General features: G+C 60.6%; 12 protein-coding genes and 1 pseudogene. 9 read left to right on the top strand and 4 right to left on the bottom strand.

The genetic code is table 11. The features are described 5' to 3' along the window. Positions 1-137: 137 nt before the first annotated feature. The 6 genes and pseudogenes from bamA to lpxB all read left to right on the top strand — a co-directional run bounded on the left by bamA (position 138) and on the right by lpxB (position 7,631). Positions 138-2,549: an outer membrane protein assembly factor BamA gene (bamA, locus tag RLW41_RS01550; protein WP_414463207.1), complete on the top strand. Its 2,412-nt coding sequence runs from the start codon at positions 138-140 to the stop codon at positions 2,547-2,549. A gap of 190 nt (positions 2,550-2,739) precedes the next feature. After that, positions 2,740-3,801: a UDP-3-O-(3-hydroxymyristoyl)glucosamine N-acyltransferase gene (gene lpxD, locus RLW41_RS01545; RefSeq protein ID WP_409560573.1), complete on the top strand. Its 1,062-nt coding sequence runs from the start codon at positions 2,740-2,742 to the stop codon at positions 3,799-3,801. Between the two features lie 56 nt (positions 3,802-3,857). Beyond that, positions 3,858-4,361, top strand: coding sequence for a 3-hydroxyacyl-ACP dehydratase FabZ (fabZ, locus tag RLW41_RS01540; protein WP_013948478.1), 504 nt, complete (start codon positions 3,858-3,860; stop codon positions 4,359-4,361). Further along, positions 4,354-5,160: an acyl-ACP--UDP-N-acetylglucosamine O-acyltransferase gene (lpxA, locus tag RLW41_RS01535; protein WP_013948477.1), complete on the top strand. Its 807-nt coding sequence runs from the start codon at positions 4,354-4,356 to the stop codon at positions 5,158-5,160. The genes fabZ and lpxA overlap by 8 nt, the downstream gene beginning before the upstream one ends. An 11-nt stretch (positions 5,161-5,171) precedes the next feature. Beyond that, positions 5,172-5,981 (top strand): annotated as a pseudogene (locus tag RLW41_RS01530) (LpxI family protein); the annotation flags it as partial. Positions 5,982-6,452: 471 nt separating this feature from the next. After that, a complete protein-coding gene (gene lpxB / locus RLW41_RS01525; RefSeq protein ID WP_414464638.1) occupies positions 6,453-7,631 on the top strand; it encodes a lipid-A-disaccharide synthase in 1,179 nt (392 codons plus the stop codon). Here the strand turns inward: lpxB and gltA are convergent. Beyond that, positions 7,628-8,938: a citrate synthase gene (gene gltA, locus RLW41_RS01520; RefSeq protein ID WP_013948475.1), complete on the bottom strand. Its 1,311-nt coding sequence runs from the start codon at positions 8,936-8,938 to the stop codon at positions 7,628-7,630. The two genes, lpxB and gltA, sit on opposite strands and share 4 nt — an antisense overlap. A 327-nt stretch (positions 8,939-9,265) precedes the next feature. Further along, positions 9,266-10,831, bottom strand: coding sequence for a glutamate--tRNA ligase (gltX, locus tag RLW41_RS01515; RefSeq protein WP_414463206.1), 1,566 nt, complete (start codon positions 10,829-10,831; stop codon positions 9,266-9,268). A 71-nt stretch (positions 10,832-10,902) separates the two neighbouring features. Here gltX and RLW41_RS01510 point away from each other — a divergent pair, with 71 nt between their 5' ends. Then, a complete protein-coding gene (locus RLW41_RS01510) occupies positions 10,903-13,245 on the top strand; it encodes a ComEC/Rec2 family competence protein (protein ID WP_414463205.1) in 2,343 nt (780 codons plus the stop codon). 58 nt (positions 13,246-13,303) lie between these two features. On the opposite strand, the gene lexA is transcribed toward RLW41_RS01510, so the two are convergent. Then, on the bottom strand, positions 13,304-14,044 hold the full coding sequence (gene lexA, locus RLW41_RS01505) for a transcriptional repressor LexA (RefSeq protein ID WP_414463204.1): 741 nt from the start codon (positions 14,042-14,044) through the stop codon (positions 13,304-13,306). A gap of 1,013 nt (positions 14,045-15,057) precedes the next feature. On the opposite strand from lexA, the gene RLW41_RS01500 reads away from it, so the two are divergent. Both RLW41_RS01500 and RLW41_RS01495 read left to right on the top strand, forming a co-directional pair. Beyond that, positions 15,058-15,291: a hypothetical protein gene (locus RLW41_RS01500; RefSeq protein WP_414463203.1), complete on the top strand. Its 234-nt coding sequence runs from the start codon at positions 15,058-15,060 to the stop codon at positions 15,289-15,291. A gap of 782 nt (positions 15,292-16,073) precedes the next feature. Beyond that, positions 16,074-16,211, top strand: a complete 138-nt coding sequence (locus RLW41_RS01495; RefSeq protein ID WP_409560568.1) for a hypothetical protein — start codon at positions 16,074-16,076, stop codon at positions 16,209-16,211. Between the two features lie 52 nt (positions 16,212-16,263). On the opposite strand, the gene RLW41_RS01490 is transcribed toward RLW41_RS01495, so the two are convergent. After that, positions 16,264-16,896 carry a dihydrofolate reductase family protein gene (locus RLW41_RS01490; RefSeq protein WP_414463202.1) on the bottom strand — a complete coding sequence of 211 codons (633 nt, stop codon included), beginning with the start codon at positions 16,894-16,896 and terminating at the stop codon, positions 16,264-16,266. Between the last annotated feature and the right edge of the window lie 310 nt (positions 16,897-17,206).

Raw genomic sequence — 17,206 nt, 5'->3', positions numbered from 1 at the left:
CGAACAAGACCAATAAGAAACGAGCCGACAAGAACGACAAAAAGACGACGAAAAAAGAAGACGCATGAGTGTGACGCTGCCGCCGACAGCGCGCATGTGAATTTGGGGGTCGGCGGCACACGGGGGCAATTCCGCGTATGCAGAAATTCAAGATCATCCTGGCGGGATTGCGCCTCTTACTGGCGCTTCTTGTCCTCTCGCCGATGGTCGCGATGGTGGATGCAACCTGGACGTCGGGTGCTGCGTTCGCTCAAAGCGTGATCAAGAATATCGAAGTTATCGGTAACCGGCGGGTGGAGCCGGAGACTGTTCGCTCCTACTTGCAGTTCAACGCTGGCGATCCCTACAACGCCTCGAAGGTCGACGCCTCAATCAAGGCTCTCTTCGCAACCGGCCTCTTCGCTGACGTTTCGATCGACTACAAGGGCACGACGATTGTCGTGACCGTGAAGGAAAACCCGGTCATCAACCAGGTCGCCTTTGAGGGTAACAGCGAGGTCGATACGGCCACGCTTGTCGGCGAAGTTCAGTTGAAACCCCGCTCTGTCTTCACGCGCGCCAAGGCTCAGGCCGATGTGCAGCGCATTCTTGACGTTTATCGCCGTCAGGGCCTTTTCGCCGCGACCGTCGAACCGAAGATCATTCAGCTTGAACAGGATCGCGTAAACCTCGTCTTCGAGATCAACGAAGGTGCGGCTACGAAGGTCAAAGGCATCAATTTCGTCGGCAACCACGCGTTCTCCGACAGCCAGTTGCGCGACGTCATCTCGACGACGCAGGTCGGCTGGTTCGACTTCCTCAAGGGAACGTCGATCTACGATCCTGACCGCATGAACCTCGACCGCGAGCTCATCCGTCAGTATTACCTCAAGAACGGCTATCCCGACGCGTCCGTTACGGCTGCTAACGCCGAAATCGATCCGGACGGCACGGGTTTCATCATCACCTTCGCTATCGAGGAAGGTCAGCCCTACACGTTCGGGGCCATCAACATCGAAAGCTCGCTTCCGGGAATCGATACCAGCACGCTGACGGGCGATCTCCTGACGCAGACGGGGCAGGTCTATGACGCCTCGCAAATCGACAAGACGTCCGAAAAGCTGACGCTCGACATCGCGGACCAAGGCTATGCCTTCGCGCGCGTTCGTCCGCGGCCGATCCCTGATGCAGCATCGCACACGATTGCGATTACCTACGTCGTTGACGAAGGCCCGCGCATCTACATCGAGCGCATCAACGTCATCGGCAATACGCGCACGAAAGACTTCGTGATCCGTCGCGAATTCCGCCTTGCAGAAGGCGACGCGTTCAACGCGTTGATGGTCGATCGCGCCAAGAAGCGCTTGCAGGCACTCGGCCTCTTCAAGAGCGTCGACATCAAGCGCCGTCCCGGTTCCGCACCCGACCGCGTCATCCTCGACGTCGAGGTGCAAGAACAGTCGACCGGCGAGCTTTCGTTCGGTGCGGGCTACTCGACGAGTGAAGGCGTCATCGGCGACGTCTCGATCTCCGAGCGCAACCTGTTCGGTAATGGACAGTACGTCCGCTTGAAACTTGCTGGCTCGTTCGAGCGTGCGCAGGTGGACTTCTCGTTCACCGAGCCACGCTTCCTTGATCGTAACTTGGCCGCGGGCTTCGACCTGTTCTTCAAACAGCTCGACTACACTGATCAGTCAGGTTTCCAACAGCGCAAAATCGGCGGTGACGTTCGTCTGGGCTTCCCGCTTGCCGAGCATCTCTGGATGCAGACGACCTACGCATTGTCTCGCGATGAGATCTTCGACGTTACGTCTTGGGCATCGCCTGCCATTAAGGAAGCCTGCGGTGCGAACTTCAACGGCGGCACCGACCAGAACGGCCTGTTCCGTTGTACCGATAAGGGTTACTGGACGTCGCTCATCGGCACGACCATCAGCTACGATCGGCGTAACAATGCGCGTAACCCGACCAACGGCTACTACATCGAGCTGGCCAACGACTTCGCGGGTCTCGGCGGTGACGCACAATACTGGCGTGTCAATGCGGAAGGTCGCTACTACTACCCGATCACCGACAAGATCACCTTCGTTGGCCGCGCAGTTGGCGGCGTGATCCAGGGCTGGGGCGGCGAAGATGTCCGCCTGCTCGACTCCTTCTTCAAAGGCGGCGAGACGGTTCGTGGTTTCGATATCTCTGGCTTCGGTCCGCGAGACATCAATTCGTCGAACAAAGACGCGCTCGGTGGTCAGAAATACTGGGCGGCAACTGCGGAAATCCGCTTCCCGCTGCCGTTCGTTCCTGAGGACATCGGTCTCAGCGGTGCGGTCTTCGCCGACGCGGGCTCTCTCTGGGATGCGACGGGCGGCGCCCACGACGCGCTTGATGGCTGCGTAGCGAAGAACGGTCAGTCCTGCTTGCAGGATAGCAGCGCCATTCGTTCGTCGGTCGGTGGCAGTATCATGTGGAACTCGCCGGTCGGACCGCTTCGCATGGACTTTGCCAAGGTCCTCACCAAGGAAAGCTACGACCAGACGCAGTTCTTCCGCTTCGGTGCTTCGTCCAGGTTCTAAGATCCGGACGCGAACGGTTTGAAATTATGATAAATTTGAGAACGGCGCCCCAACAGGCGCCGTTCTTTTTGTCGATCAGGCAATACAGCTTTGGGCAATTCCGTTCAGGGGCTTGCCATTATCTCTCAGGTCGTTCATTCAACGTCCCCACACCAATCATCTGAAACAACGACGTGCCGGAGGCGGCGCCATGGAGCATCCCGGTTTTTTCGAACGCACCGGGCCATATACGCTGTCTGAAGTCGCAAAGGCGGCAGGCGCAAAATTGGCTGAAGGGGCAAATCCCGATGCCCTGATCGACGACGTACGGCCGCTCGTCGAAGCGGCGGCCACGCATGTGTCGTTTATCGACAATAAGAAATATCTGCCGCAGCTGGCTACGACGAACGCTGGCGCTTGTCTGGTTAGTCCGGCACTCGCCGATCGCGTGCCGGCCGGAACGACGGCTCTAGTCACGCCGCAGCCCTATCACGGCTTTGCTTTGGCTTTGGCGCTGTTTTATCCAAGCGCTATGCAACCCATGGTGGCTGCAGTAGGCGCGCCGCCTATCGACCCGACCGCCAAGATCGAGGCCGGTGTCATCATCGAGCCGGGCGTCATCATCGGACCCGGCGTGCAGATCGGCAGCGGCACTCGCATCGCCGCAGGTGCGGTCGTCGGCGCGCGGGTAACGATCGGACGGGACTGCTTTATCGGCCCGCTGGCGACCGTCACCCACGCTCTTGTGGGCGATCGCGTCATAATTCATTCCGGCGTCCGGATCGGCCAGGACGGTTTCGGCTTCGCCATGGGCCGCGGTGGACATCTGAAAGTTCCGCAGATCGGTCGCGTCATCATCCAGGATGATGTTGAGATAGGGGCAAATACAACCATAGACCGCGGCGCCCTTAAGGATACGATCATCGGCGAGGGGACGAAAATTGATAATCTCTGCCAGATCGGGCACAACGTCCTGATCGGCCGCAACTGCATCATCGTTGCGATGTGCGGCATCTCGGGCTCGACCGAACTCGGCGATTTTGTCGTCATGGGCGGTCAATCCGGGACTGTCGGCCACATCAAGATCGGTAGTGGCGCGCAGGTCGGCGGGGCATCGCATCCGACGCACGATCTCGCGGCGGGCGGCCGATACTTCGGCACACCGGCAAAGCCGTTGCGCGAATCCGCGCGCGAGCAGGCCATGATCAAACGGCTTGTCGCGCGCGACAAGGGAAGTCATGACGACGGATCGTCAGGCTCGGACGCAAGCTGACAATTCGAAGTCGGCGGGTGCGCCCGTGCAGTCACAATTTTTTGGAGCAGACGACGATGGAAGGCAAGGCACCAGCGGGCAAGGTTCTCGGGACCGCGGATATCAATCGCGTGATGCAGCTATTGCCCCATCGCTACCCGTTCCTGCTCGTCGATCGCATCTACGATATGGACGGCGATGAAAGCTGCGTTGGCGTCAAGAACGTGACGATCAACGAGCCGTTTTTCCAGGGGCACTTTCCGCAGTTTCCGGTCATGCCGGGCGTGCTGATCATCGAAGGCCTTGCGCAGACGGCAGGCGCGCTTTGTGTCTCGAACGTCGGTCAGGATTACAAGGCCGAACTCGTCTACTTCATGGGCATCGACAACGCGAAGTTCCGCAAGCCGGTTCTACCGGGCGATCAGCTCCACTTTCACGTGAAGAAGGTCCGCAATCGCGGCCGCGTCTGGCGCTTCAAGGGCGAAGCCAAAGTCAACGGCAAGGTTGTCGCCGAGGCGGAGATCAGCGCCATGCTCGCCGACACGGCCGACGCCCGCGCATTTGCGAGCCAGAATGGCTGAGGTCGAAGTCCATCCGACGGCCATCGTCGAAGACGGCGCCTCGCTTGCGCCCGGCGTGAAGATCGGGCCGTTCTGTGTCGTCGGGCGCGAGGTCAAGCTCGGCGAGCGCGTGGAGCTCGTGAGCCATGTCGTCGTCGCCGGCACGACGGACATCGGAGCGGGCACGCGCGTCTTTCCGTTCGCCTCGATCGGCCATCAGCCGCAGGATTTGAAGTACAAGGGCGAGCCGTGCTCGCTGTCCATCGGTTCCGATTGCATCATCCGCGAAGGCGTGACGATGAACCCCGGAACGGCAGGCGGCGGCTCGGTGACGACAGTCGGCAACGGCTGCGCGTTTCTTGCAAACAGCCACGTCGGCCACGATTGCCGCGTCGGCAATGGCGTCATCTTTTCGAACAACGTCATGCTAGCGGGCCATTGTAATGTCGGCGACTTCGCCATTATCGGCGGTGGCGCAGCCGTGATCCAGTTCGCTCGCGTTGGTCATCACGCCTTCGTCGGCGGCATGTCTGGCCTTGAGAACGATCTCATTCCGTACGGCATGGCGCTCGGCAATCGCGCCTATCTATCGGGCCTCAATATCGTCGGCTTGCAGCGGCGCGGCTTCTCGCGCAACGACATCCACGATCTCCGCCGCGCCTATCGCCTGCTGTTCGCGGCCGAAGGCACGCTCGTAGAACGCATGGAAGACGTCGCCGAGGAATTCGCGGGCCACGCCTCCGTGCAGGAAATCCTGGCCTTCATCCGCCAGGGCGGCAAACGTTCTCTGTGCACGCCGAAGAACGGCGCTGAAGACTGAGCTTACGCGCGATGGGCGAGGCGACGAAGCGCATCGGGATCATCGCTGGCTCAGGATCGTTGCCGCTTGAGGTCGCTCGCAGCATCGCGCGTCAAGGCGGCAGCGTTCACGTTGTCATGGTCGAAGGCGCAGCCGATCCGGCCTTAGCGGCCTTTCCACATACGACCGTCAATTGGGCGCAGCCCGGTCGCGCGATGGCTGCGTTCCGCAATGCTGGCATCACTGACGCCGTGCTCATTGGCGGCTACGGCCGCCCATCGTTTGCCACGGCGCGTCCCGATCTCACGTTTCTGCGTCTCGTCCCGGCCGTCGTGAAGTTGCTGAAAGCAGGCGGTGACGATGCTGTGCTGCGCGGCGTGCTCGCGCAATTTGAAGCCCTTGGTCTTCACATCTTGAGCGTCGGCGATGTCGCACCGGAATTGATCGTTGCCGAAGGCGGCCTGACGAAAGCGCGTCCCTCCGATGGCGACACTGCCGACATCGCCCGTGGGTTCGATCTCGTTGCCGCGCTCGGCCGCTACGATATCGGCCAGGCTGTCGTCGTCACGCGTGGCGAGATCGAAGCCATCGAAGGCGCGGAAGGCACAGATCGCATGCTGAAGCGCGTCGCCGAACGCCGGGCTGCGCATGGAATGCGCGAACGCGCAGGCGTACTCGTCAAGCGCCCGAAGCCCGGCCAGGACATGCGCGTCGATCTTCCGACCATCGGACCCGATACGGTCGCGAATGCCGCCGCAGCCGGATTGGCAGGCATCGCCGTGATGGCCGACCACGTCATCGCCGTGAATCGCAACGACATGATCGCGGGCGCCGATGCGCAAGGCCATTTCGTGACCGGCGTGAAAGATGGCGAGCGCACCCCGCTTGCTGCGAATCCGCCGTCATCGCGCATGACCACGCTTGGTCATATGACCGCCTACGAAGCAGCCGATAAAGACGTGACGCGCGCTGCGGGCATTTTGTCGGCCCTCGAACATTTCGGCGGCGGATCAGCCGTCGTCATCGACCGTGGCCGCGTACTCGCTGTCGGCACGACTGAAGGCCCGTCCGACGTCATCGCCCGTGTTCGCGATCTTCGCGGCAACAATGCCAAGCGGCGCGGCTTGGTCGTCGTCGGCGCGGGGCAAGCTCTCACCCCAGATTTCATAAAGGTCGCCAACGCCGCGCATCTTCTCGGCGTCGTCGCAACCGAAGCAGTAATCTCTCCGCCTGTCATCACGGCGGCAAACGAATTAGCGATGTTCGTCGCAACGACTGCAGCACCGGCAACCGCACGAGGCACGGCTCGAACGATGACATCGCAATCGACATCGCGACCGTTAAAGATTTTTGTCGTCGCGGGTGAGCATTCCGGCGACGCACTTGGCGGAAAACTGATCCACGCGCTGAATAAGCGATACGCAGGCGACATCATCTTTGCCGGCGTCGGCGGGGAAGATATGGCGCGCGAAGGTTTCTCGTCCATCTTCCCGATCGAAGACGTCGCGGTCATGGGACCGCTGTCGATCTTGCCGAAGCTGCCGCGCATCGTACGCCGCGTCTATCAGACGGTCGATGCCGCGCTTCGCTTCGCGCCCGATCTCGTCGTCATCATCGACAGCCCGGAGTTCACGCACCCAATCGCAAAGCGCATCAGGAAGCGCGCACCGCAGATCCCGATTGTCGACTACGTCAGCCCGAGCGTTTGGGCTTGGCGTCCCGGACGCGCAAAAAAGATGCGCCCGTATGTCGATCATATCTTGGCACTGCTGCCGTTCGAGCCGGAAGCGCACGCGCGTCTCGGCGGACCTGCATGCACCTATGTCGGCCATCCGCTGATCGAAAAGCTTGCCGAAATCCAGAACGCCGACGCCGCGGCTCTTTCCGCGCGCTTGCATCTCGATCCGACGCGCCCGGTCCTTCTCGTTCTTCCCGGCAGCCGAACATCCGAGGTCGAGCGCCTGATCGACGTCTTCGGAGAAGCGGTGTCGCAGCTGGCCGGTACTATCGGACCGATCGAAGTCGTTATTCCAGCGGTGCGCCACGTCCGCGACCGCATCGTGGAAAAAACCGCAAACTGGACGCCGCGTCCGCACATCGTTGAGAGCGACGACAGATACGCCGCGATGCGATTGGCCCGCGCCGCGCTCGCCGCTTCCGGTACGGTGACGCTCGAACTGGCGCTCGCGCAGACGCCCGCGGTCGTCGCCTACAAAGTCGATAAAGTGATCGCGAACCTGCGCTTCCTGCTGAAGGTGCCGAGCGTCGTGCTCGCAAACCTCGTCATCGGTAAGAACATCTATCCGGAATTTCTACAGGAAGCCTGCACGGCGGAAAATCTCGAAGGCGCGCTGAAACCGTTGTTCGGCGAAACACCTGAACGCGCAGCCCAGCTCGAAGGCCTCTCGCTGGCGCCCGCCAAAATGCAGCTCGCCGCCTCAAGTCCAAGCGAGGCGGCGGCCGATGTTGTTCTGTCTGTCGTGAAAGCTTAGGCCGCCGGGAAATCGCGGCGTGCCGGACCTATGTAGAGCTGGCGCGGACGGCCGATGCGCTGCTCCGGATCTTCGATCATTTCTTTCCACTGCGCGATCCAGCCAACGGTGCGAGCCACGGCGAACAGCACCGTGAACATGTCGACCGGGAATCCCATCGCGCGCAGCGTGATGCCCGAATAGAAGTCGATGTTCGGATAGAGCTTCTTCTCGATGAAGTACTCATCCTGCAGCGCGATGCGTTCAAGCTCGATTGCGACCTTCAAGAGCGGATCGTCCTTGTGGCCGAGCGCGTCGAGCACCTCGTGGCAGGTCTTCTGCATCACCTTGGCGCGCGGATCATAGTTCTTGTAGACGCGATGGCCGAAGCCCATGAGGCGGAAGCCCGATGTCTTATCCTTCGCCTTCTTCACGTACTCGGGAACGCGATCAACCGTGCCGATCTCTTTCAGCATGTTGAGCGCGGCTTCATTGGCGCCGCCGTGTGCGGGACCCCAAAGACAGGCGATGCCCGCCGAGATGCAGGCAAACGGATTGGCGCCTGACGAGCCCGCGAGGCGAACTGTCGAGGTCGAAGCATTCTGCTCATGGTCGGCGTGCAGGATGAAGATGCGATCGAGCGCGCGAGAGATGATCGGATTGACGATGTAGGGCTCGCACGGAACGGCGAAGCACATCTGCAGGAAGTTCGACGTGTAATCGAGATCGTTGCGCGGATAGATGAAGGGCTGGCCCATCGAATATTTGTAGGCCATTGCCGCGATCGTCGGCATCTTGGCGATCATGCGCTGGCTCGCGACCTCGCGCTGCGCCGGATCGTTGATGTCGGTCGAGTCGTGATAGAATGACGACAGCGCGCCGACCGTGCCGACCATCACCGCCATCGGATGCGCGTCGCGCCGGTAGCCGGTGAAGAACCGCGTCATCTGTTCGTGAACCATCGTATGGTTCGTGATCGTCTTGCGGAAGTTGATGAACTCGGCGTTCGTCGGCAGCTCCCCGTAAAGCAGCAGGTAGCAGACCGCGAGGAAATTCGTGTTCTCGGCGAGCTGGTCGATCGGATAGCCGCGATAGAGCAATTCGCCCTTGTCACCGTCGATATACGTGATCGAGCTTTTGCAGTTCGCCGTCGACGTGAAGCCGGGGTCGTACGTGAAGCAGCCTGTCTCTTTGTAGAGATTGCCGACGTCGATGACGTCCGGGCCGATGGTGCCGGAGCGAACCGAAAGCTCGACCTGCTTGTTCTCGACCGTCAATGTTGCGCTGGGCTTCGCTGTGCCCTTCGCCGCCTTGTCGTGGATGTTCATGATCGCCACCTCGCCCCGGGGAAGACACTACCGACGCCTGAAGTAACTATCGCATTCCCCGACGGGTGGGCCCGTATGCTTAAGGACCCTGGAGAACGTTCGGCGGCCTTCACAGAAGCAATCGGCAAACCAGGATTTACCGGATTTTTTGCGGTGCGGCAAGAGATCGTTAAGTGGGATATGAATGCTGAAAACAGCCCGGATACAGTCCGTCTGATACGGTCATCCTGAAAGGCAAAGCCGATGATACAGTGCGGCCGCTCGCTAGTTTCCCGTTGATCTTCCGAACAAGCCCCGAGGATCGCGTTCGAAGTCGGAAATTAGCGTTTACGCTGCGGTATCGGCAATCCGGCCTAGACTTTCGTCGCGTCCCAGCACTTCGAGGACGTCGAAGACCGGCGGCGAGACTGCGCGCCCCGTCAGCGCCGCGCGCAGCGGTTGCGCGACGTTGCCGAGCTTTAACGCTTTCTCTTCGACGTAGGACTTCACCTTGGCTTCGAGCAACGCCGAGGTCCATTGCTCCGCGGAAACCTCCGAGAGCAGCTTGACCACTTCGGCGTTCGAAGCACGGCCCTCTGTATTTAAAAGCTTCGCCGCCTTGTCTTCGAGCTTCAGCGGACGCTGGGCGACAATGAACAATGCGCCGCCGACCAACTCGGCGAGCGTCTTCGAGCGTTCTTTCAGCGACGGAATTGCGCGCACGAACGTATCCCAGCCTTTCGCCGCGAAGAGATCAGCCAGATCTTTTCCTGACTGCACGGCCGGAAGCTGGCGCAGAACTTCGCGCGCAAGCACAATATCAGAGCGCGGCGGCGCTTTCGGATCGGGCGCGATCTCAGCAACCGCTGAAAAATTCAGATGCGGCAACATTCCGCGCACGTGCGCAGCCAATTCATCGTTGGAGGTCGCGCGAATGTAATGGCCATTGAGATCGTCAAGTTTCTTAAAGTCGAGCCGCGCCGCACTCTTGTTGATGTTATCGATGTCGAACCAGCGGATCAGGTCCTCCGTCGAAATAATCTCGTCGTCGCCGTGGCTCCAGCCGAGGCGGACGAGATAATTGCGCAACGCCACCGGCAGATAGCCCATGTCGCGATATTCTTCGACGCCCTGTGCGCCATGACGCTTCGAAAGTTTCGCGCCGTCCGCGCCGTGAATTAGCGGCACGTGCGCAAAATCGGGCACCGTCCAGCCCATGCCATTGTAGATTTGCGTCTGCCGCGCCGAGTTGGTCAGGTGATCGGCGCCGCGAATGACGTGCGTGATTTCCATGTCATGATCGTCGACAACGACAGCGAGATTGTACGTCGGGTTGCCATCCGATCTGAGGATAATCAGATCATCGAGATCCTTATTCGGAAAGGCAACGCGTCCCTGCACGTGATCGTTGACGATCGTCTCGCCGTCGCGCGGTGCCTTGAGGCGGACAGCGGGCTTTACGTCCTTCGGTGCGTCACTCGGATCGCGGTCGCGCCAGGGCGACAGGAAAATCTGCGGTCGCCCCTCGGCTTTGGCTTTCTCACGTGCCGCTTCGATCTCGGCGGGCGAAGAATAGCAGTAATAGGCGGCGCCGCGCGCCAGCAGCTCGTTCGCCACCTCGCGATGCCGGTCGGCGCGCGAGAACTGCGAAATCACATCGCCGTCCCAGTCGAGGCCAAGCCACTTGACGCCATCGAGGATCGCCGCGACCGCCGCCTCGTTGTTGCGTTCCCGGTCCGTATCTTCGATGCGCAGCAAAAAGCGGCCGCCACGCCCACGCGCATAAAGCCAGTTGAATAGCGCCGTCCGTGCGCCGCCGATATGGAGAAATCCGGTGGGCGAGGGTGCAAATCGAACGATGGGCGCGCTGGGTGTCATGGTCTCGGCCTTTGGACCTTTTGTTCTGTCTGCCATTGAGGGATTGAGGCTCCGCTCGTAGCATGTGAGATGGGACAAGTTAAGGGGGCGGAAAATTCCCGTTCCCGATGCGTCATGGACAGGGCATGTCGGTCGAAGCGCGGGGACCGGACGTCGCATTTCCAGGCTATGCCGACCACGGCATGAGCCGCGCTGCCCTGTTGTTTGAAGCTGAACGGCAGAGCTTTTTCCTTTGGGCGCCCGTTTGCCTCGGTGCCGGAATTGCCGCCTATTTCGCGCTCCCAATGGAGCCGGCGCTGATCGTAGCGTTCGCGCCGCTGGCACTCGCCGTGATTTTGCGCCTGACAGTGCGCTCCGGCACGCTCGCCGCGACACTGATGATGGCGCTGGTTCTGATCGGTGCGGGCTTTGGCATCGCCAAGCTGCGCGTCGAAGCGGTCCGCGCGCCGGTTCTGACCAAGGCGCTGCACAGCGTTGAAGTCTCAGGCACCGTGACAATGGTCGAGGCGAAGCTGCCGCGTGGCCAGCGGCTGACGATCGCCAACCCCAAAATCGCAAATCTCGCTGCAGCCGATACGCCTGCCGTCGTGCGCATCCGCACGATGTCGTCCAAAACGCGCGCCGCACCGGGCGACAAGATCCGCATCAAAGCCAATCTCTCACCGCCGGCAAAGCCAGCGCTTCCAGGCGGCTTCGATTACGCGCGCACCGCTTGGTTCGAATCTGTCGGCGGCGTCGGCTACGCATTCGCAGCGCCAACGATCGAAGGCCACCTCGACCCCAATAGCATCGTCCAATGGTATCGCCGCACCATCGAAAATATCCGTCAGGCGATTGCCGCACGCATCCGTGCGGCGCTTCCTGGCGAAACCGGCGAGATTGCACTTGCCCTTATCACCGGCGAGCGCGGCGGCATCAGTGCCGAGACGAACAACGCCTTCAAGAATTCGGGCCTGTTTCACATTCTCTCGATCTCCGGCCTGCACATGGTGATTGCAGCAGGCGCTGTTTTCTTTTCGATCCGCCTGATCCTCGCTGCGATCCCGCGCATCGCCTTGACGATGCCGATCAAAAAGATCGCCGCCGCGCTCGGCATCATCAGCGCGGTCGCCTATCTCGCGATTTCGGGAGGCCAGTTCGCAACCGTGCGCTCGGCGCTGATGATCTTGATCATTTTCGGCGCCATGCTGATCGACCGGCCGGCGCTTGCGTTGCGCAACGTCGCGCTCGCGGCGTTCCTTATTCTGTTGGCTTATCCCGAGAGCCTGCTCGACGCGGGCTTTCAGATGTCGTTTGCCGCCGTAACCGCGCTGATCGCCTCGCACGAATTTCTGAGCAGCCTGTTCAATCGCGAGCAGAAGCCGCATCCCGTCATGCGCGTCGTCGTCTTCTTCGGCGAGATCATCGCCTCGACGTTGATCGCAAGCGTCGCGGTCGCGCCGTTCGCGGCCTATAATTTTCACCAGAGTCAGCAATATGCCGTGCTCGCGAACATGATCGCCATTCCGATCTGCAACCTGATCGTCATGCCGGCGGCGCTCGTCGCGATGGTGCTGATGCCGTTCGGCCTCGAATGGCTCGGCCTGAAGCTGATGGGCTGGGGCATCGAAGGCATGACGTGGTGTGCGAACGAAGTCGGCGCGTTGCCGGGCGCTGTCGGACATATTCCAGCGATCCCCGAACTGGCTTTCGTGCTGATGCTCACGGGCGGCACATGGTTTTTGCTTTGGCAGACGCCGATCAGGCTTCTCGGCGTTGCACTTATCGGCGCCGGTTTGCTTGTTGCGCCTTGGATGCCGCGCCCTGATGTTCTGGTCGGTCAGAAAGGTTTGCTTGTCGCCGTGCGCGATGACTCGGGCAAGCTCGACGCCATGCCGGGCAAGGGCACGAAATACGACCTCGACCGCTGGCTCGAATACGACGGCGATTCCCGAACGGCGCGCGATGCCAAGACCGGCGAAGGCTTTACTTGCGACGCTGTCGGCTGCATCGCGCATGTCAAAGGCGCGACCGTCGCGGTCGCGCGCCATCCCGCTGCCGTGACCGACGATTGCCTCAACGCCGACGTGCTTGTGCTCGATACGCCCAAGCCCGGCAATTGCGCCGTGCCGCGAACGGTCGTCGACGTTTTCGATCGCTGGCGCAATGGTGCTTACGCCCTTTACGTCGACCGCGGCAACGACAGTCCGGAGCCCAAAATCCGTCTTGAAACGGTCGCGGCCCATCGCGGCGAACGACCTTGGAGCGAGACGCCGGAGCGAAAGCAGGTAGTGCTGCCGAAACCCCGTATTCTGCAGACCCCGTCCCCGGCGGGTGCCCCGGCTGCCGAACCTGCCCGGACGGTCGAAGCAGAACCCGAAACACGCACCTCAGCCGACGTCGATCCGGGGGAGGGGGCGGAACTCGAAACGGAAGATCTCACTGAGCCGGACGCCGAGAGCGGTCGTTAGCCATCGATGCTGCGCCGCGTCGCTCTAGCTCGGTCGACGCATGGCGGCGAACCGCCCCTCAATACCGCCGCATCAAGCCGACGAGGCGCCCCTGAATGTCGATCTGATCCGGTCCGAAAATCCGCGTCTTGAATTCGGGGTTCGCGGCTTCGAGCGCAATCGTCGAGCCCTTCTTGCGCAGCCGTTTCAGCGTCGCTTCCTCGCCCTCGACCAGCGCCACGATAATATCGCCGTTCTCCGCCGTATTGCAGCGCCGGATGATGACGGTATCGCCGTCATGGATGCCCGCCTCGATCATCGAATCGCCTTTGACCTCCAGCGCAAAGTGCTCGCCGTTGGTCAGGATGTCGGGTGGCACCGCAATGTCGTGCGTGTGGTTCTGAATGGCGCTGATCGGCGTACCGGCAGCGATGCGGCCCATGACCGGGATCGACACCGTCCGCGCGTCAATGACGTGCGACGGCGGCGGCGTGGCCACATTCGTCTTCGGCGGCCCGGAGCCTTCGATCACGCTCGGTTGGAAACCCCGCTGCGGTGCTGCGGCCGCGCTGGCACCCTGTGCCGCGGACGGCAAGCCAACCTGGTTGTCCGGCAGCTTGATGACTTCGATGGCCCGCGCCCGGTGCGGCAAGCGGCGGATGAACCCGCGTTCCACCAGCGCCGTGATCAGCCGGTGAATGCCGGACTTCGACCTGAGATCCAGCGCATCCTTCATCTCGTCGAAGGATGGCGGCACGCCGCGCTCCTGCATGCGCGCATGGATGAAGAGGAGGAGGTCTTTCTGCTTTTCGGTGAGCATAGCGGTTCGTCTCAAGCCTTTCCTGGCTGGCAAGCGCGGCGGGCTGAGACGCTGACCACCGAAATACCGCCCGCTCATTCACAGTACAAATCGTGTATGTACTCTAACCGTTCTCGTCTCGTTCCGCAACCCATGCAAGTCAATAGGTCGTGTCTCAGTTTGAATTTTTAGCGCCTGTTGCGCGTTTGCTTGCCCCATTCAGGGTGGCGCTCACCATCTGGGCCAATTTCCGAGGCGCAGTGACTGCAAACCAAAACTGTTACTAGGCCAGGAACCCGTAAGTCCGGCTGGAGAAAAGATTTTATGCCTTCTTGGTAGCAGGATGCACAAAGGCGATGACCGGGCTCGCCGTTGCGCATTTCTTCCCTCAGGACATAGGCCAAAACCTCATTGTGCCCGAACCTCTCCAGCTGATAGCGTGATGTCACCCAAGGCGGGAATAGAAACGAGCTTTCGGGACTGAAGCCTGACGATCTTATCTGCACGTAAGACGCACAATTTGCAGATTACAGTTATAATCACCTCGGCTATGCGCGGACAGAATCACGCGGCCATGCGACACCCAAAGCATAAGCGGCTTGATAGAATAGCATCACCCCGAAAACGACAATTCCCACACGCCGGACCATAGGATCGGCCAAATTCGTATCCAGCGTCCCACTTAAAACAGACAACAAAATCCAAGGAGCCACTCCGACTACCAACATCGTTAGTAGGCAAAAAAACAGAACTCCGAACAAACGGAGATAGGGAGACATCCCCAGCTTGCGGAAAGCGAAATTCCACCATTTTGCCCAAAGAGGGGCCATTGCCGTCCCGAACAAGCTAACGACTATAAGCCAACTGCTGTCCATGCGTCCTCCTACATTAGCGGCAATCCCGCTTCTTATAGGGTCGTCCGTCTTCCGGGCTTAGGCGCCGCTTCGCCCGTCAGTCCAATAATCTCTTCCATCGTCCACAGATGATCTGTGAGTCCCGTGGGCGTGGCGGCCGGCTCGCTAGAGGCGAGTCGGATGCGCCAGCAAAAAACGACGGAAAGACGTCGCATGTCTGTTTATCGACCCGGGCGTTTCATACTTTTGCCGTTGGGGTGGAGCATCGTGCGAACAATGCGAGGTTTGTTTTCTCAAATCATCATTGGGGTCATTGTCACCGTAATCGGGACGCTTGTGACCGACGCCATCACCGGCGGCAACATGAGCCGTCATTTTGTCCCCGGCGTGCACGGCTCCTGGCGCGGGCATTGATGTCCAGATCTGCGCGACTCCTCTGACGCTTTAATGCACGACGCTCCCGATGTGCGCATCGTGGCCGGCTCCCCTTTTTGATTGCGCCGGGACGACACGCTTTTGATTTGCGCATGGCGACTCCCCTGCGGGGTAGCCGGCCGCCATGCGCGGATTTTTTCGGCGCGCTGGCCGCCCGGCGCGTCGCGAAGGAAGAAGCTCCGGGCGTGTGCAACCGGCCGGCTCTGCGGAGCAGAGTCGGTTGCACCAAGTATATAAAGCACGAAGCGGACGGGTTCCGCGGCTGGGTCGTGGCATTTGAAGTCTCGGAACCGATCCGCTCCGTGACAGCCTGAGAACAGGGTCGCGAGCACGGCCACTTAATGAAGCGGGATGCTCCGCACACGGGTTTCTCACCCCGTGCGGACCGGCCGTTCGCCTTGTCCGGAAGCGCGCGTGACGCGCCGGGTCAGGCTGCCCCGTCCGAGCCCGACGCAACGCCTTGCGCGCGAACCCTTCACCGGACGGGCGAGGGAAGTATGCGGGCGGCTCGGAGCGCGGGGATAAGTTTTTTTGTGGGAGGCGCAGCGCCCCGCACGAGCTGACTGACCCACGCCCGAAGCTGACCCGATACCCGCTTTTCGATGGCTGGGAATATAACGGGAGCATTTTTAGGCGACAGGTTGCGGTGGGGCAGGGTCCGCCTTACATTTTTTGAATGAAGCCGAAGTAATCGGTTTATGGAACTCGCCATAGCGGCATTCCGAGCGCGTTTAATCAACAGCCAGCCAAGGAAAAAAGCCATGAACTATTATTCGGATTCTGGTCGCTTCTATTCTCCACGGCCCAATCGGACCGGCGCGATTTACGATGCGCTTGCCGTATCAGTCTTCATGTTTCTGCTGGTCTTCGGGATCGTCTCGACCTACGGCCTCGGCTAGCGCGCCGCGTGTAACCTCTTCCTTGAGGCTTAGACGGCGGAGCCCTCGGCGTTCAGCGGGACAACACCAGATGGGTTGCCAAACCCGTCGGGACCACCTCCGTTACGCGATACCCAAGGCTTGGCAGGTCGATGCCTACAAACAAGTTTTCACCGCGGCCCAGGACGATGGGCGACTGCACTAGGTGTAACTCGTCTATCGCTCTTGCCTTCAGATACTGCTGGACCGTCGAAACTCCGCCGCCGATCTTTACATCAAGGTCGCCTGCGGCGGCTTTGGCTTGAGCGAGAGCCGCCTCGATCCCATCGGTAACAAAATGGAACGTCGTCCCGCCGTCCATCACGATTGGGGCGCGCGCATGGTGGCTGAGGATGAACGTCGGAGCATGATACGGGGGATTGTCGCCCCACCATCCTTTCCAGTCGGGTCCTCCCCAATCGTCTCCGGCCGGGCCGAACATATTTCTTCCGAGGATGAAGGCGCCAAAGCCTGCCATTGCGGCGCTGGCGAACCGGTCTTCGGTACCGCCATCCTTCCCTATCATCGACCGAAAAGCCCGCGTCGGATAGAACCACTGGTGCAAGTCCTTGCCACCCTTTCCCATCGGGTGTTCCAGGCTTTGTTCTGGGCCTGCACCGAAGCCGTCGATCGATACCGCAAAGCCGGCCACTCGAACCCTGCCCATGAATTTCCCTTCCGATTGTGAAACTCGCCGTCTTGTTTGCTTTAAGGACGACCGACTAACCGCACGGCCGACATGCGGTTAGAAATTTATCCCTGCAAATCCCCGGCCTCGGCAACAGCAACCAGCAAACTAAACCATTAGTGGAGGGATGACGGTGCTCCTCAGCCGAGAACGCGAACTTGAGACGAGGCTTTCTGGCGCGCCAGCCGAGGCGTTCAGTAGCGCCACAACCACAGAAGGAGGGTTCCGACATAAGCCGTTGATAACCACGCAACGCAAACGGCGATCAGAGAGTTTCAGGTCCGGCAAT

The organism is Hyphomicrobium sp. DY-1, assembly GCF_047497105.1.
Lineage (GTDB): Bacteria > Pseudomonadota > Alphaproteobacteria > Rhizobiales > Hyphomicrobiaceae > Hyphomicrobium_B.
The sequence above is the reverse complement of the archived record's forward strand: the minus strand, read 5'-3'. Positions and strand labels throughout refer to the sequence as shown.

Coding starts and splice junctions, on each gene's coding strand:
- bamA (WP_414463207.1), top strand. CDS start 138: ATGCAGAAATTCAAGATCATCCTGGCGGGATTGCGCCTCTTACTGGCG.
- lpxD (WP_409560573.1), top strand. CDS start 2,740: ATGGAGCATCCCGGTTTTTTCGAACGCACCGGGCCATATACGCTGTCT.
- fabZ (WP_013948478.1), top strand. CDS start 3,858: ATGGAAGGCAAGGCACCAGCGGGCAAGGTTCTCGGGACCGCGGATATC.
- lpxA (WP_013948477.1), top strand. CDS start 4,354: ATGGCTGAGGTCGAAGTCCATCCGACGGCCATCGTCGAAGACGGCGCC.
- lpxB (WP_414464638.1), top strand. CDS start 6,453: ATGACATCGCAATCGACATCGCGACCGTTAAAGATTTTTGTCGTCGCG.
- gltA (WP_013948475.1), bottom strand. CDS start 8,938: ATGAACATCCACGACAAGGCGGCGAAGGGCACAGCGAAGCCCAGCGCA.
- gltX (WP_414463206.1), bottom strand. CDS start 10,831: ATGGCAGACAGAACAAAAGGTCCAAAGGCCGAGACCATGACACCCAGC.
- RLW41_RS01510 (WP_414463205.1), top strand. CDS start 10,903: ATGCGTCATGGACAGGGCATGTCGGTCGAAGCGCGGGGACCGGACGTC.
- lexA (WP_414463204.1), bottom strand. CDS start 14,044: ATGCTCACCGAAAAGCAGAAAGACCTCCTCCTCTTCATCCATGCGCGC.
- RLW41_RS01500 (WP_414463203.1), top strand. CDS start 15,058: ATGCGCCAGCAAAAAACGACGGAAAGACGTCGCATGTCTGTTTATCGA.
- RLW41_RS01495 (WP_409560568.1), top strand. CDS start 16,074: ATGAACTATTATTCGGATTCTGGTCGCTTCTATTCTCCACGGCCCAAT.
- RLW41_RS01490 (WP_414463202.1), bottom strand. CDS start 16,896: ATGGGCAGGGTTCGAGTGGCCGGCTTTGCGGTATCGATCGACGGCTTC.